Genomic DNA, 13583 nt, shown 5'->3' on the forward strand with positions numbered 1-13583 from the left:
TTGAGAAGACAATAACGCAGCAGTACTTAGCCTTGTTTGCGCATTCGCTGCGCCAACAACCCAAGCAGGCCGATCAGAACAAGCAGGCCACTACCGGATTCTGGCACCTCATGAGCGGCGATCTTGCCATTGATCCAATCGATAAAACCGCTTACCCGCGTTGAGCCATAGGCGTCGCCGTAACCGAACATACCATTATTGCTAAAGTCGCTGATAAAAGAATGCACACCAGCCAAATAGGTTTGGCCATTTTCTTGAACAAAGACGCCGCCACCCGAGTCGCCCGGTGCAATCATGATTTCCAGCACCGTTGCCAGATCATCAAAATCCACGCCTAAAAAATCAAAGGCGTTATAGGTTGCATCGGTGGGATGATCGAAGTCTGACCAGAGGATTTGCTCACCGCTGCCTTCTTCTGACCAGAGATAATCGACAATATTAGTGCCTGCACGACGCTGATAATCGATGAATTGCATACCTGTATCACCAGTACCAGTGTAACCAAAACCCGCACTGGCTGATAAATTAAACCGCTCATTGCTGCCGGTATAAAGCTGTGCGGGCGCCACATCAAAATCGGTTTCAAAATGCATCAGCCCTATATCCCAACCGGCGAATAAATTGGCATCGCTATAGCTTTCATGCGCGACCCAGGAATCGGCTTCGTAAAAGCGCCAACCGGTATCATCTTGCAAATAGAAGGACATGGCCTGCGCTTGATTAACACAGTGGCCGGCGGTGAGCACCCAATTTTTATTGATTACGGTCCCGCTGCAGGAGTATGGCGAATCAGCTGTATCACCAATAATCAACCCCACCCCGCTGAAGGCAGGATCACCTGCAAAGCCGGTGTACCAGGAATCGGGGGTATCGTGACGAATAAGCCCCGCAGAGACAGGCACGCTCAGCGCGGCCACTAACAAACTTGCAACTACTTTCATAATAAATTCCTTATTCCTTTGAATGTTGCCTGAAACTTATGATTCTTCCGTAAAATTGTCCGAACCGCATCAGGGCGCAAAATATAACGCGATTAAATTTAGTTGCACAAGCTATGTTAAAAAACAAATTTCCCTCCACCCGCCACAACATCCATACATAAAAAACGCGAGAAACAGTAGTGGTGATGTGATATCACCCCTTCACATACGTGGAAGGGAGGCAGCTCATTGCTGCTGGGCAATTTGGGCATATTTGAGGGTGGTTAACTCGTTATGCAGGTTACCAAGGAAATGACGAAACGCCGTGCGCCACGCCAAATTCTGTGCTGCTTTGTTACTACTATCTTGAATACTGGCCAAATTACCCATGCTAGCTGTGCGTGAATTCACCTCCATGGTGTCTTCAATCACCGCCACTAACTCGCCCGATTTTGCATTCGCCAGTACACCGCGCACTGTAATCAAACCAATGCCGGAATTATTACTTTGGATACCGACCGTATCCATGCCCGCATCCTTGTGTCGCTGTGAGTAGGGCATAAAACTAACCAGTGTGAATTGAATCGCCAGCACATCATCGCCACCGCGTTTAACTGGCACAAATTCGTCACCTTCGCGAAAGATTTTTTGGGCGAGATCGTCCAGATGCTGGCAGATTTCGTCCATCTCTTCCCATGTGGATTCGCTCCAGTTATAGGCAAGTTTTTTATCTGTCTCCTCGGTCAATTTTAACTTATCAAATTGCGTTGCAAACAGAATCACTTTATTAAACTGCTTAAATGCCTCAGCGTTTTTAACTACAACTTTGTCAATTTTTTCGGCATCAACATAGGTCAACTCCGAATATTCAATTGAATTAAGGCTCACACTTTTTTTCTCTGGCTGTGACGCACAACCGGAAAAAAAGACAACACTCAACAGCAACACATTTATTTTCATATAACAGCTCCTTTATTCATAAAATTCCTCTTACACCTCACGCAATGCCGTAGCCACAGGTAACCGCGCAGCACGAATAGCAGGAAAGAAACCCCCGATAAAACCTATGACCGTAGCAAAAATAACACCTTGCACCAGTAGATCGGGTGTTACTGCAAAATCAAATACCACTTGGCTAAAACTGGCGAAATTCAGGGTCGATACGGTGTAGCCATTAAAGATAAAATACACAATGACCGAACCAATTACGCCGCCGATGACCGCCAGCACCAGCGACTCTACCAGCGTTGAGATAGCAACCGGGGTTGCACCAAAACCGATGGCACGCAGGGTGGCAATTTCGCGGGTGCGATTGGCAACCGAGGTGTACATGGTATTGACCGCACCAAAAATTGCGCCCAGTGCCATCAGGAATGCGAGTGGATAGCCGACCATTTTGATAAATTTACTCAAGGGTTCCGATTGCTCGGCGAGATAATCAGTCTCACGTTTTACATCGAGATTAAATTTTGGATCAGCAGCAATAGCTTCTTTAACAGTGTCCATTGACTTTTTATCGTCGAGTTTGACGCGCACAATTTGATAGCTGTTACCACGGCGATAGGCGTTCTGCAAAATTTTTGCATCACACCACAACTCTGACTCAGCCAAGCCCCCGCCAGATTCAAATACGCCCACGACTGTCCATTCCGTTTGGCCAAATTTAACCACTGAACCCACATTGAGATTGGCGAATTGTTTTTGCGCGCCGCGCCCGACAATTAATTCATTTTTACCCGGCTCAAAATTGCGCCCTTCAATAATTTTAAATGAATTGCGCACTTCAAATGCCATGGGCTCCACGCCGCGCAGCGGCGCATTGGCATTGCTGTCTTTGGTGCGCATGGGGATATCGACAATCACAAATAATTCCGGCGAACTCAAGGGCTTACCATCGAGTTTGGCGATACCGGGTAAATTGGCAATCAATTGTGTTTGATCATAACCCATGCCGCTGCTCATTTCGGAAGTTGCACCGGCACGCATCATAATTAATACATCCTCCGCACCGGCACTGACCATGGTGCGTTGAAAACCGCTCGCCATGGAGAGCACGCCGATAAACACCCCCACCACACAGGCCACACCAAATACCGCAACGGATGAGGTACCCAAACGCTGTGGTAAATTGCGCAGGTTCATCAGCGTAATAACAATAATTTGCGCGATTGAATTAAACATGATTAACGCCTCCGCAGTGCTGCAACTATGTTGAGCTGCAAGCCTTGCAGCGCGGGAATAATGCCGGTAAGTAAGCCAAATAAAAACATCAGGCCGACCCCGAACAGCATCATGGTGGTTGATAAATTTAATCCAGGCAGCGTGGCCGCCAAGGATTCAGCTGCGCCGCTGATAAAAAATTTCGCCAAAAATAATCCAGCCAAACCTCCAATTAATGAAATCACTATGGCTTCTGCCAATACCATGATCATCACTGCTTGATCAGAAAATCCAAGCGTTTTTAGAATCGCCAATTCCGGAATCCGCTCGCGGAACGATTGCGCCATAGTATTGCCTGCGACTAACAACATCGTAAAAAACACCGCCCCCAGAATCAGCGTAGTGATTAATCCTATATCGCCGAATTGTTTAGCAAAGGATTTGGCAAAATCTTTTTCGCTGCTGGTTTTGGTTTCAGCGGGAGAATTTGCAAAGAGCGCATCCACTGCCGCTGCTACCTGCGCCGCTTGTTTGGGGTCCTTTACGCGGATAATTAACCAGCCCAAATCGCCTTTACCGTATTGACGCGCCTCATCAAAATAATCGTAGTGCATCAGCATAGCGCTGGTGTCAGCACTTTTGCTTTTCGCCTCATAAATTCCCTCGATTACAAATTCCCATGTTGTACTACCCCCCTCGCGAGGAAACATACCCATCAGCGGAATGCGATCGCCAATTTTCCATTTGAATCGATCAACCAAGGCTTTGCCAATAACAACGCCGATACGATTTTTCTTCCATGCCTGCATCTGCGCTTCCGGCAAGGTGATCATTTCTTTGTAAATTTCAAAATAGTCTTCGGCAACAATGGGGAATTGTGGAAACTGGTTTTTGGGATCCTGGTAGTAACCACCAAACCAGTTGGCGGAAGTTGCCCTGTCCACCCCCTCCAATGCTTGTACCTTTGGCAAATAAGCCTCTGGCAACGCCTGGATCAAACTGATTTTATTAATACTGACCAAGCGGTCTTCACCCGCAATTTCAGCCCCCTGATCAAAAGCCGCCGCCAAACTGCGGAGCAAACCAAATAATAAAAAGGCAATCATGATCGATAGCACTGTCAAAATGGTGCGCGCTTTTTTGCGCCCGAGATTACTCAATAAAAATTGTAAGTAATACATGATTAGTGCCCCGTATCAGTAACGCGGCCATCGTTAACCAATGCACCCTTGTCCATATGCAATATGTGACGTGCATGATCTGCCGCGCGCGGATCATGGGTCACCATGATGATGGTTTTTTGTTGGCGCTGATTCAGTGTCTGCAATAATGAGAGAATTTCATCGGCAGTCGCGCGATCCAAATCACCAGTGGGCTCATCACATAATAATAAATCCGGATCGCTCACCAATGCGCGTGCAATCGCTACGCGCTGCTCCTGGCCACCCGACAATTCACTCGGATAGTGTTTGGCGCGATTGGAAAGCCCAACCAGTTCCAATGCGGCCGCCACATGGTGTTTGCGCTGTTTGCTTGATAAATTTGTGAGCAGCAAAGGTAATTCGACATTTTTTTCAGCGGTTAGAACCGGCATCAAATTGTAAAACTGAAAAATAAAACCCACGTGACGCGCGCGCCATTTGGTGAGTTGCGATGACGACATTTGATCCAGCCGCTGGCCGCCAATTATTAATTCACCTGCACTCGGCTTATCCAGACCACCGAGTAAATTTAACAAAGTCGTTTTACCAGAACCTGACGGCCCCATTAGTGCGAGAAAATCGCCGCGCCGAATATCCAGATCGAGCTTGGATAATACGTTGACCTGTTCTTTGCCTTTTTTATAGGCTTTGGAAATACCTTTTAATTGCACCAGCAGTTCGCCAGCAGCCTGTGATTGAGTTGCGAGAGCCGTCATAAATCCTCCAGGATGTTAGACCAGAACAAGAGACAAAAAATAAACCGGGACAGCGGTGATGCGGTAATACAGAAAACGATTTTTATTGTTATTCAGTCTCGCTGGCCGCAGTGCAGCCAGCGAAATTTATAGACAAAAGCGGTACAAAAATAGCGACGGGAAACTTACAAAAATGATAGCAAACTATTACAGTTCAACGCGCGCACCATCTTTTAATTCCGGCGTGATTTCCACAACGAAATCTTCACCTGCGCGCAAGCCGCTACCAATATAAATGTCAGTTCCGTAGCTGGCATTTAGCGTCACTTTGCGCAGCTCAGCAACACCGTCTTTTACCACAAAAATAAATTTATCTTCACCTTCAGAGCGCACAGCGGTAATTGGCACGCGCACACCTAATGGCTCTTTCGGTTTTTCTTCTACCACGGGTTCAGCATTCATAAACGCCACTTTAACCCCCATGTCAGGCAGGATGCGTGCATCGCTCACCTGAAACCCGATGCGCACCTTTACCGTGGCTTTTTGGCGATCGGCAGTGGGGATAATCGCGATCACTTTCGCCGGAATTCTCCACTCGGGATAAGCTTCCAACACAGCTTGTACAAATTGCCCGTCACGCACGCGCTGGATGTAGGATTCATTCACGTCCACCTCAATTTCCAGCGAGGCCATATCGACAATCGTACAAATACCTGTGCGAGTAAAACCTCCGCCGGCGGATATTGGCGAAATCATTTCACCTGGCTGTGAATCCTTGCTGATCACCACACCGGTGAAGGGTGCGCGCAGGGTAAGGTCATCGAGATTTTGCTGCTGCAATGCCAAACGTTTCTGGCTTACGGCAATGTCAGCTTCGCGCGAATTTAATTGCGCGCGCAGGGATTCAAAATCCGCGCGCGCTTTATCCAATGCTGCCGCGCTGATCAATTGGCGACGCGCTAATTCAGTATTGCGTTCCAAGGTTAATTTCGCCTCAGTCAAGCGCGCTTGTGTTTCGGCGACTTGCGTCTTTGCAGAGTGTAATTCCGCTTTGCTTAACTCCAGCGACTTGCGCGTATTGGAATCATCCAGCAGCGCCACGATTTGGTCTTTCTCAACGCGCTGCCCCTCTTCGATATAAATCTCTGCGACTTTACCGGTCACCTTGGATGACACTGTCGCAGTGCGGCGCGCAACAACATAACCGGTCGCATCCAGCACAGTAGCTGACGAGGAATCGGGCACCGCCATACGCGCCATTTCAATTTTCACTTTAACGGGAGCCGGTTCGGTAAACACAGCAAATCCGGTTACAACCAATGCCACAGCGGCTGCAATGCCTATCCACAAACGGGTATTACCGTCGCCATCGGTTGGTTGGTTGCGATCTATACGCAGCTGCGATAAAAGCTCTTCTTTATTCGTCACAATATGCTCTGCTCGTGGTCGTTTGAGGTGGAAAAACTAACAGTGATTATGCGGTTGATTAGCACGCATGACCAGAGCCAGAGCTTGGGGTTTTGAATTTCCAGTGCATATCCCTACCCATGGTGTGTTGTTATGGGGGCAGGATAGCGGGGGATGCATTGACTGCAACAGCAGCCAATGTCACGGAAATGCGATGACAATTATCACCAGCAAGCGCTTAAAGCGAGGGTTTGAAATCTGCCATTTCGGCAGGCAGGATCGGATTCATCAGCTTGATCATGGCACGCGCAGGCAAATTAACTGCCGCTAAATCGGCGGCAAAATAGCGATTGAAAATTTTATCCAGCTCGCCGTTAGCGCTGATAATTTGCAGCCCTTCAGTCACGCGTGCAGCAAGGGCTTTATTGTCAGGATTAACGTAAAAAACGAGCGGAAATGGATAAAACACTAACAGGGAGGAATCCACAATCAACTTTCCAGATTTGGCAGCGCGCTCGTTAAATACACCAGTGACTTCATTAGCCCCAAAGGTTACATAATCGAATTCATTGTTTTCCAAACGGGTGAAAAGATCATCAAAACTGCCCTTTTCTTCCACTTTGTAGCCATTGTGGCGAAACAATTCAGCATCGGCCCAGGTGCTGGGAATTCCCATACGCAGCTGTTGTAATTGCTGCGCGGATTTAATTGCGACAAATTTTTCTTTATCGGCGGCACGAATAATTAAGATGCGATAGCCCAACAAACCTTTCATCAGCGGCAGCGGAATCAGGATTTTCTTTTCATTCGCCAATTTGGTGTTGCCCGCCACTGTGCCGAAAATATCGAACCCCTTGCTGCGGAAGACACTGGCCTCATCGGCCGCAAGCGGGTAATCGGTTTTATCTTCCTGCAATTGATAATTGCCGTGTGCGGCGGTAGTGGCATTGAGTGCTGCCTCCAATATCTCGCGCTCGTACTGCTGGCGCGATGCTGTTTTGTTGCCGTTCCATAGCTTTATTGGTGTCGCTGCATCAGCACTTGAGGATTGTTCTGGCGCTGCGAATGAGCCAAGACTGACACATCCGATTAGCGCAAGCGCGATCAGATTTTTTATGCTTAACCAAATGGAACTGGTTTGACCTTGAGCCGACATAGTTGAATCTCCCGATAATTATTATTGATTGAATACACACAGCATCCAAAACGAAACAGGGCGCAACTTGATTCAAGCGCGCCCTGTTAACGATAACAAAATGTTCACAATTCGTCAGAAGGGAATATCGTCATCAAACGAGTCGAATCCCGCAGGTTGTTGCGGTGGAGTATTTTGTTGGGGCGCCGCCTGTTGTGGCGCGCGCGCTGGCTGTTGGCCGCCCTGGCTGTAACCGCCTTGCGTGGGAGCGTTGTTGTATTGCGGAGTCTGGTCAAAACCACCTGCCAAAGCCGCTGCACCCATTCCTGCACCACCCATACCCGTGTTTTCGCCGCGGCCATCGAGCATTTGCATTTCGCTCGCGACGATTTCGGTGGTGTAGCGATCAGTACCGTCTTGCGCCTGCCATTTGCGGGTGCGCAATGAGCCTTCGATATATACCTTGGAGCCTTTCTTTAGATATTCGCCGGCAATCTCACCCAGGCGATTAAAAAATACCACACGGTGCCACTCAGTACGCTCTTGCGGTTGACCGGTATTTTTGTCCTTCCATGTTTCCGATGTCGCTACGCTGACGTTGGTGACCGCGCCGCCGGAGGGCATATATTTCACTTCGGGGTCTTGCCCGATATTGCCGATCAAAATTACTTTGTTAATACCACGAGCCATAATGAATTCCTCTTGATTTACCGTGTATTCGCCTTCTGTTTTTGTACTTCAGCGACTTTCAAGTTAAGGGTTATTGCCCCCCTGCGGGGCGTCGGACACTTTACACCACTTCATCCACAATTGCCGCCAGTTGTTTACGATCTACGCGGCGCTGGTCAACCTTCAGATAAACGGTATTTTCCGAGGCGACTATCACCACTTCAGCCACTCCGTCTACCGCGCGCAATTTATCCGCCAATGTTTGATGGTCTTGCCCGCGCAAGGGGATAAGTACGCTGGCAAGGAAGTGCGGTGGTTTCATCGACCACGCGACCGCCAACCAGACCAATACCAGCAGCGCATTAAGCAGAAACACCGCGTTGACACCCTGATGCTGGAGCAACCATCCGCCCAAAGCGCCGCCGCCAAATACGCCCAATACCTGGCAGGTCGAGTAAATACCGGTAGCTGTACCCTTGGCACCGGCGGGTGCAATCTTGCTCACCATCGAGGGCTGGGTCGCCTCTAGAATATTGAAGGCGATAAAGAAGACAAACAGCACCAGTAGCGCAAATACACGGCTAGACGACACCAACATCAGGGCCAGTTCGGCAATCAGTAAGAGCATGACAGCGATCAGGAATACGCTTTTAATCTTGCGCCGTTTTTCCGCGATGATCACAAACGGCAGCATCAAGACGAAAGCGAAGGCGAGCAGCGGGAAGTAGATCAACCCGTGATATTCGCGCGCTATCTGCAACTGGTCTTGCAGCATTAGCGGCAGCACCACAAAGCTCGACATCAGTACAAAATGCAGAACAAAAATCCCCACATTCAACCGTAGCAATTGCGGATGTTTGAGTGTGGCGCCTAACAAGCTCGGCACTGCCACTGCTTCGCGTTTGGATGCCGTGGTTTTGGCAACGTCGGGCACCAGCTTCAGGAGGATATAAATACCAACCAATCCCAGAACCGCCGTCAGCCAGAAGATTGCACTGACTCCACCCCAGGCAGCGAGCAATGGCCCAGCAGTCATCGCCAAGGAGAAGGATACGCCGATGGACGCCCCTATAGTCGCCATTGCCTTGGTGCGGTTTTCATCGGACGTGAGGTCAGTCAGCAGCGCCATCACCACCGCTGATATCGCACCACCGCCCTGCAGGAAGCGCCCAAGGATCAGTCCGTAGACCGAATCGGCCAAGGCGGCCACGACGCTGCCAAGCACAAAGATAATCAGGCCGACGAGAATCAGAGGCTTGCGCCCGATACGGTCGGACAAAACCCCAAACGGAATCTGCAGCAGCGCTTGGCTAACACCATAGGCACCCAAAGCCAGCCCCAGCAGGAATGGGCTGTGATGGGCATATTCAGTGCCGTATAGCGCCAGCACCGGCAGCAGCATAAACAGGCCGAACATACGGAAGGTGTAGAGCGCGGCGAGCGAGTGCACCACTTTGCGCTCAAAGGGCGCGGGCGCAGAGATGTTGATCTCGGTAGGAACAGGATCTTGCATGGCGAATGGCCGTCGATAGGGGTCAGCAGTCAATAGAAGTCAGCGATAAAGACATCCATTATTAAAAGGGCGCCAGTGTACCAACTAGTCCGCCTCGCAACCTATAAATCCTGCGCAAGATTGCATTAAATCCATTTACCAAGACTTACAGAAGATTGACGCCCTACTGACATCTGCTGGCAATCTATTCACGTATAATCGCTCGTTTTGAATGCCTTGGCGGATTGCAGTACATGGACAAAATTATTGTTAGGGGTGCACGCACCCACAATCTCAAAAATATTGATCTCGATATCCCGCGCGACAAGCTTGTAGTTATCACCGGACCGTCTGGTTCAGGCAAGTCATCACTGGCGTTTGATACGCTCTACGCTGAAGGCCAGCGCCGCTATGTGGAATCCCTTTCCACTTACGCACGCCAGTTTTTGTCGATGATGGAAAAGCCCGATGTCGATCACGTTGAAGGCTTGAGCCCGGCGATTTCCATCGAACAAAAATCCACATCGCACAACCCTCGCTCCACCGTGGGCACCATCACCGAAATCTATGATTACTTGCGCCTGCTCTACGCACGCGTGGGCGAAGCGCGTTGCCCGGAGCACGGCGTTCCTCTGACCGCACAAACTATTAGCGAGATGGTGGACACAACGTTGGCATTGCCTGAAGGCACTAAGTTAATGCTGCTGGCGCCAGTCATACGCGACCGCAAAGGCGAGCACCTGCACGTGTTTGAACAGCTCAAGCGCGATGGTTTTATCCGCGCACGTATCGACGGCATTCTTTGCGATCTGGACGATACCCCCAAGCTCGACAAGAAAAAGAAACATACAGTTGAGGTTGTCATCGACCGCTTTAAAGTGCGCGAAGATTTGAAGCTTCGCTTATCTGAATCTTTCGAGACTACACTGAATTTATCAGAAGGCATCGCCTGTATTAATTACATGGATGGCGAAGCACCTGACCGTTTGTTTTCATCCAAACACGCTTGCCCTATTTGCGATTACAGCCTGACCGAACTCGAACCGCGCCTTTTCTCCTTTAACAACCCCGCCGGCGCTTGCCCGACTTGCGACGGATTGGGCGTACATCAATTTTTTGATGAAGACAAAGTAATTCAGGACACGGCGCTGAGCCTTTCTGAAGGTGCGATTCGCGGCTGGGACAAACGGAACGTCTACTACTTCCATATGCTCGCCTCGCTCGCCAAACACTATGCGTTTGATGTTAATACGCCCTGGGCAAAACTCAAAGCCAAACAGCGCGATGCTGTGCTTTACGGATCGGGCGAAGAAATTATTGAATTTAATTACATCAATGATCGTGGCGATGTGTACAAACGCAGCCACAGTTTTGAAGGCGTACTGACCAATATGGAGCGCCGCTATCGCGATACTGAGTCCAACTCGGTACGCGAAGACCTGACCAAATTTTTATCCAGCCAGCCCTGCCCAGAATGTGAAGGCACACGCTTACGAATTGAAGCGCGCAATGTGTTTATAGATGAGCGCCCGCTGCCCAAAATCACCGAAATGCCGGTAGCCGATGCCTATGACTATTACATGAAGCTGGCGTTTACTGGCCGCAAAGCTGGCATCGCCGATAAGATCCTCAAAGAACTACGCGACCGCTTCCGCTTTTTGGTGGATGTCGGCCTGAACTATCTGACGCTCAACCGCAGTGCTGAAACTCTTTCTGGCGGAGAAGCCCAGCGTATTCGCCTAGCCAGCCAAATTGGCGCCGGCTTGGTTGGGGTAATGTACATCCTCGATGAGCCGTCAATTGGACTGCATCAGCGTGACAATGAACGACTCTTAAAGACTCTCACCCATCTGCGCGATATCGGTAATACCGTGATTGTGGTTGAGCATGATGAAGATGCAATTCGCCAGGCCGACCATGTGATTGATATTGGCCCAGGAGCTGGAGTGCACGGCGGGCAGGTTATCGCGCAAGGCAATGTCAAAGCCATTATGGCGAATAAAGACTCGATCACCGGACAGTACTTGAGCGGCACCAAATCTATCGCTATCCCCGCCAAGCGTAATCCTTTTGATAAAAAGCAGGTGCTGCGGCTCGTCGGTGCCAAAGGTAATAACCTGCAGAATGTGACGCTGGAAATTCCTGTGGGACTAATGACTTGCGTGACTGGTGTATCCGGGTCGGGCAAATCCACGCTCATCAATGCAACCCTTCATCCGTTGGCGGCAACAGCACTTAACGGTGCTTCAACACTAACACCAGCGCCTTACGATTCGATCGAAGGCATGGATTTATTTGATAAGTGTGTGGATATTGACCAGAGTCCCATCGGCCGCACACCGCGCTCCAACCCCGCCACATACACCGGCATCTTTACGCCAATTCGCGAGTTGTTTGCAGGCACCCAGGAATCTCGTTCTCGAGGATACCAACCGGGTCGCTTCAGCTTTAACGTAAAAGGCGGCCGTTGCGAAGCCTGCCAAGGCGACGGGGTCACCAAAGTAGAAATGCATTTCCTGCCTGATGTCTATGTGCCCTGTGATGTTTGCAAAGGCAAACGCTACAACCGCGAAACACTAGATGTGAAGTACAAAGGTAAAAATATCAACGAAGTGCTGGGCATGACTATCGAAGATGCGCGAGCTTTTTTTGATGCAGTACCCGCCATTGCCAATAAATTGCAAACATTGATCGATGTGGGGCTTTCATATATTTGCTTAGGGCAATCAGCAACAACATTGTCGGGCGGCGAAGCACAGCGGGTAAAACTGGCAAAAGAATTATCCAAGCGCGACACAGGCAAAACACTTTATATTTTGGATGAGCCCACCACTGGTTTGCATTTTTACGACATCCAACAATTACTCAATGTACTACATCGCCTGCGCGATCACGGCAATACAGTAGTGGTAATCGAACATAACCTGGACGTGATTAAAACGGCAGACTGGGTAGTGGATTTAGGGCCGGAAGGCGGCAGTGGCGGCGGTCAAATTATTGCGACGGGAACACCGGAAGATGTCGCGCAACTGGCAAATTCACACACTGGACGATTCCTTGCTCCAATGCTCAGGGTAACTACTAGGAAGTCAAAACCAAGCAAGGCAACAAAAGCCTAGCGCAGCAAAAAAGAAAAATAGGGGCTTTGCTTCCTGCAAGCCCCATTGCTTCCTGCGCGGGCAAACCGATCATCATGATCGGACGGCATCCTGCCTCGCTGTCTTCACTTCCCTAGATAAGTCTCATCCTAAAACTTAATCCTCTAACCAACACATCCTGTCCTGATTAGCATCCCTGTGACTGCTATTTTAGCGATTTACCGCCCGCAAAAAAGTCGGCAATTGCTGAAAGTCTTGTGCGACATTGACCATAGACATCAACGTAAAAATAATTATCAATAGACACAAAGATAGCTTCAGGCAACTAAGAAATCATTTAGGACCTTTAGCCGAAAAAGCAAAAAGGCCAAGCATCTCTGCTTGGCCTTTTTGTTGGAACCGGTAAAAACTTATTCAGCGTCTACAGCAGTTTCAAGAGTTTTAGCTGGGCGCTCAACCAACTCAACATAAGCCATTGGCGCTTTATCACCAGAGCGGAAACCACATTTCAAAATGCGAACGTAGCCACCTGGACGAGTGTTATAACGTGGGCCGAGCTGGCTGAACAACTTACCTACAGCTTCTTTGTTGTTCAAACGTGCGAATGCCAAACGACGGTTAGCAACGCTGTCTACCTTAGCCAAGGTAATCAAAGGCTCTGCAAAACGGCGCAGCTCTTTTGCTTTTGGCAAAGTAGTTTTAATCAATTCATGCTCAACCAAAGAAATAACCATGTTGCGAAACATAGCTTTACGGTGAGAAGCATTACGGCCTAATTGACGACCAGTTAATTTATGACGCATAG

At 49.3% G+C, this 13583-nt stretch carries 11 protein-coding genes; 1 reads left to right on the plus strand and 10 read right to left on the minus strand.

Going from position 1 to position 13583, the window contains the following annotated elements:
- Positions 1–26 precede the first annotated feature (26 nt).
- From J2X05_RS13215 to J2X05_RS13255, 9 genes are all read right to left on the minus strand, one after another.
- Positions 27–941 (minus strand): trypsin-like serine protease, encoded by a 915-nt coding sequence (locus J2X05_RS13215; RefSeq protein WP_310073183.1) that lies wholly within the window; start codon positions 939–941, stop codon positions 27–29.
- A 225-nt stretch (positions 942–1166) separates the two neighbouring features.
- Positions 1167–1880: a hypothetical protein gene (locus J2X05_RS13220; protein ID WP_310073185.1), complete on the minus strand. Its 714-nt coding sequence runs from the start codon at positions 1878–1880 to the stop codon at positions 1167–1169.
- Between the two features lie 30 nt (positions 1881–1910).
- A complete protein-coding gene (locus J2X05_RS13225; RefSeq protein WP_310073187.1) occupies positions 1911–3101 on the minus strand; it encodes an ABC transporter permease in 1191 nt (396 codons plus the stop codon).
- Positions 3102–3103: 2 nt separating this feature from the next.
- Positions 3104–4261, minus strand: coding sequence for an ABC transporter permease (locus J2X05_RS13230; protein WP_310073189.1), 1158 nt, complete (start codon positions 4259–4261; stop codon positions 3104–3106).
- Positions 4262–4263: 2 nt separating this feature from the next.
- Positions 4264–4998, minus strand: coding sequence for an ABC transporter ATP-binding protein (locus J2X05_RS13235; RefSeq protein ID WP_310073190.1), 735 nt, complete (start codon positions 4996–4998; stop codon positions 4264–4266).
- Between the two features lie 186 nt (positions 4999–5184).
- Positions 5185–6405, minus strand: coding sequence for an efflux RND transporter periplasmic adaptor subunit (locus J2X05_RS13240; protein ID WP_310073192.1), 1221 nt, complete (start codon positions 6403–6405; stop codon positions 5185–5187).
- Positions 6406–6622: 217 nt separating this feature from the next.
- Positions 6623–7540 carry a substrate-binding periplasmic protein gene (locus J2X05_RS13245; protein ID WP_310073193.1) on the minus strand — a complete coding sequence of 306 codons (918 nt, stop codon included), beginning with the start codon at positions 7538–7540 and terminating at the stop codon, positions 6623–6625.
- Between the two features lie 114 nt (positions 7541–7654).
- The gene (gene ssb, locus J2X05_RS13250; RefSeq protein WP_310073195.1) at positions 7655–8209 is read right to left on the minus strand and encodes a single-stranded DNA-binding protein; all 555 of its coding nucleotides are present in this window, start codon (positions 8207–8209) and stop codon (positions 7655–7657) included.
- A gap of 100 nt (positions 8210–8309) precedes the next feature.
- Positions 8310–9701, minus strand: a complete 1392-nt coding sequence (locus tag J2X05_RS13255) for an MFS transporter (protein WP_310073197.1) — start codon at positions 9699–9701, stop codon at positions 8310–8312.
- A gap of 233 nt (positions 9702–9934) precedes the next feature.
- Between J2X05_RS13255 and uvrA the strand changes: the two genes are divergently transcribed.
- Positions 9935–12799, plus strand: coding sequence for an excinuclease ABC subunit UvrA (uvrA, locus tag J2X05_RS13260; RefSeq protein ID WP_310073199.1), 2865 nt, complete (start codon positions 9935–9937; stop codon positions 12797–12799).
- A 389-nt stretch (positions 12800–13188) separates the two neighbouring features.
- On the opposite strand, the gene rplQ is transcribed toward uvrA, so the two are convergent.
- A complete protein-coding gene (gene rplQ / locus J2X05_RS13265; protein WP_310073201.1) occupies positions 13189–13581 on the minus strand; it encodes a 50S ribosomal protein L17 in 393 nt (130 codons plus the stop codon).
- Positions 13582–13583: the final 2 nt, after the last annotated feature.

The organism is Cellvibrio fibrivorans (genome assembly GCF_031457055.1).
GTDB lineage: Bacteria > Pseudomonadota > Gammaproteobacteria > Pseudomonadales > Cellvibrionaceae > Cellvibrio > Cellvibrio fibrivorans.

Bases quoted from the DNA above. Each gene is read 5' to 3' on its own strand.
- J2X05_RS13215 (WP_310073183.1), bottom strand. From the start codon at position 941: ATGAAAGTAGTTGCAAGTTTGTTAGTGGCCGCGCTGAGCGTGCCTGTC.
- J2X05_RS13220 (WP_310073185.1), bottom strand. From the start codon at position 1,880: ATGAAAATAAATGTGTTGCTGTTGAGTGTTGTCTTTTTTTCCGGTTGT.
- J2X05_RS13225 (WP_310073187.1), bottom strand. From the start codon at position 3,101: ATGTTTAATTCAATCGCGCAAATTATTGTTATTACGCTGATGAACCTG.
- J2X05_RS13230 (WP_310073189.1), bottom strand. From the start codon at position 4,261: ATGTATTACTTACAATTTTTATTGAGTAATCTCGGGCGCAAAAAAGCG.
- J2X05_RS13235 (WP_310073190.1), bottom strand. From the start codon at position 4,998: ATGACGGCTCTCGCAACTCAATCACAGGCTGCTGGCGAACTGCTGGTG.
- J2X05_RS13245 (WP_310073193.1), bottom strand. From the start codon at position 7,540: ATGTCGGCTCAAGGTCAAACCAGTTCCATTTGGTTAAGCATAAAAAAT.
- ssb (WP_310073195.1), bottom strand. From the start codon at position 8,209: ATGGCTCGTGGTATTAACAAAGTAATTTTGATCGGCAATATCGGGCAA.
- J2X05_RS13255 (WP_310073197.1), bottom strand. From the start codon at position 9,701: ATGCAAGATCCTGTTCCTACCGAGATCAACATCTCTGCGCCCGCGCCC.
- uvrA (WP_310073199.1), top strand. From the start codon at position 9,935: ATGGACAAAATTATTGTTAGGGGTGCACGCACCCACAATCTCAAAAAT.
- rplQ (WP_310073201.1), bottom strand. From the start codon at position 13,581: ATGCGTCATAAATTAACTGGTCGTCAATTAGGCCGTAATGCTTCTCAC.